This is a genomic window from Tepidiforma sp. (assembly GCF_034433535.1).
In the GTDB taxonomy this organism is placed as follows: domain Bacteria; phylum Chloroflexota; class Dehalococcoidia; order Tepidiformales; family Tepidiformaceae; genus Tepidiforma.
This window is the reverse complement of the sequence record NZ_DAOUAO010000174.1, coordinates 1-2,038: the sequence shown is the minus strand read 5'-3', so window position 1 is coordinate 2,038 and position 2,038 is coordinate 1. Positions and strand designations below refer to the sequence as shown.

General features: G+C 72.6%; 2 protein-coding genes and 1 pseudogene. 2 read left to right on the top strand and 1 reads right to left on the bottom strand.

What is annotated here, in order from left to right; genetic code table 11:
* Window positions 1-480: acylglycerol kinase family protein (locus VAE46_RS09225; protein WP_322796640.1), on the bottom strand; the 480-nt coding region annotated here is incomplete at its 3' end.
* Window positions 481-521: 41 nt separating this feature from the next.
* Here VAE46_RS09225 and VAE46_RS09220 point away from each other — a divergent pair.
* Together VAE46_RS09220 and VAE46_RS09215 are read left to right on the top strand one after the other, a co-directional pair.
* Entirely contained in the window at window positions 522-1,430 is a 909-nt protein-coding gene (locus tag VAE46_RS09220) for an FAD:protein FMN transferase (RefSeq protein WP_322796639.1), read from the top strand.
* A 57-nt stretch (window positions 1,431-1,487) separates the two neighbouring features.
* Window positions 1,488-2,038 (top strand): annotated as a pseudogene (locus tag VAE46_RS09215) (hypothetical protein); the annotation flags it as partial.

Sequence of the window (2,038 nt, the reverse complement as noted above, 5' to 3'; positions counted from 1 at the left end):
CACCCAGCCCGCCGAGCACTCCAGCAGGAAGTAGCGCACCACCTCCCCGCCGTCCTCGCCGACCGCCGTCACCCGACCGATATCGACCCGGCGCTCCGCCCGCTCCGCGATCGCTCGAAGCGCCCGGGCCGGCCGCCCGATCCCGAGGCACTTGGCGATGTCCTTCCCGGTCCCCAGGCCGATCGTCCCCAGCAGCACCCGCTCGTTTGCCCCGGCATCCATAATCCCGTTCGCGACCTCCTTCACCGTGCCGTCGCCCCCGCAGGCGACAAGGAAGGTTCGCCCCGCCGCGATCGCCTCCCTCGCCAGCTCCGTCGCCTCGCCCGGGCGGGTGGTGAACAGGCAGTCCTCCTCCAGCCCGGCCCGCTCGATCGCGTCGATCAGCGCCCCAATGCGATGGCGCGTTCGTCCTCCCCCCGAGGCCGGGTTCACAATAAACAGGGGCAGCGCGTTCCGGTCGGTCGAATCCTGCATGCTCATCCCCCGATCGTGCCCCACTCCCGCCCCCCGGTGAAGCGCCCGTGCTCCGCAGTGACTCCTTCCGCGCCATGAACACCGAGATCGACCTCCTCGTCCAGGCCGATGCCCCGCCCTCCCTCGCCTTCCTCGAAGTCCGCCTGCTCTTCGAACAGCAGGAACAGCGCTTCTCCCGCTTCCGGTCCGAATCCCTCCTCTCCCGGCTCAACGCCGGCGAACCCATCGCCGACCCCTGGCTCGACGCCGCCCTCCAGCTCGCCCTCGAAGCCCACCGCCGCACCGGCGGCCGCTTCAACCCCGCCATCCTTCCCGCCCTCGAAGCCGCCGGCTACGACCGCACCTTCGAACAGGTCGCCGGCGGCCACCCGCGTAGCCTCCCCGCCCCCGACCTGGCCTCCGTCCTCCGCCGAAGCCAGGCCGGCTGGGTCCTCGAAGGCGCCCGCCTCGACCTCGGCGGCATGGTGAAGGGCTGGACAGCCGACCTCGCCATCGAACACCTCCGCGCCGCGGGGTTCGCCAGCGCCCTCGTCAATGCCGGCGGCGATATCCGCGTCAGCGGCGGTGAAACCCCCGGCGCTCCCGGTTGGACCCTCTCCATCGATGACCTCGCCGGCAGCGAAGCCTGGCAGGGCCGCGTCACCACCGCCCTCGCAACCTCCACAACCCGCAAGCGCCGCTGGCGCACCGCCTCCGGGGCCGAAGCCCACCACCTCATCGACCCCCGCAGCGGCCTCCCCGCCGCAGAAACCTTCGCCCAGGTGTCCGTCATCGCCGAAAGCTGCTGGCTCGCCGAGACCTGGGCCAAGGCCATCCTCATCGGCGGCGAAGATGCCCTCGCCGAAGCAGCCGACGCCGGCGTTTCCGCCCTCGCCCTCCGCCCCGATGGTTCGCTCCGGATCACCCCGGCCTGGCCCGCCCCCGGGATTTCACCGGATTGTTCCCCGCGACGCTGACACCTCCGAACCCTGCGCCCCGATGTACCACGCGGAATACCTTCCCGTGGAGCCGCAATGAACCGTCTTGCTTCCCTCCTGACCGCCGCAATCACCACCGGGCTCTCCGCGGCCGCCGTCGGTGCCACCGCTGCCAGCCAGGGCCTCCTCCCCGGGAGCCACCACGAAAGCGCCCGGCCCGCCGCGGTCGAATCGCCCGCCTCCTGGCAGCTGCCCGGGGCTGCGCCGGCCACCGCGTCCGCCGCCGAAACCGATCAGCCCATCGTCATCTACCAGGACGCGACCCCGATCGTCATCCGCCAGCAGGTGCCCGTGCAGCAATCGTCACAGGTCGGTACGCCCGCCGCGACGCCCCGCGAGGGCGCATCCCCGGCGACACCCGCCGCGCCGGCCACTCCTGCCACCCCCGGCGGGACTGCCACCCCCGCGACGCCCGCGACACCTGCTGCCCCCGCCGCGCCGCCCGCCTCCGTCGCCACAGAAACCCCGTCCCCTGCCGCTGCCGCCGCGCTTCCCGGGCTCAACAGCGGCTACGACGACGATGACGATGATGACCGCCGCCGCGACGATGACGATGACGACGACCACCGCGACGACCACCGCGACGA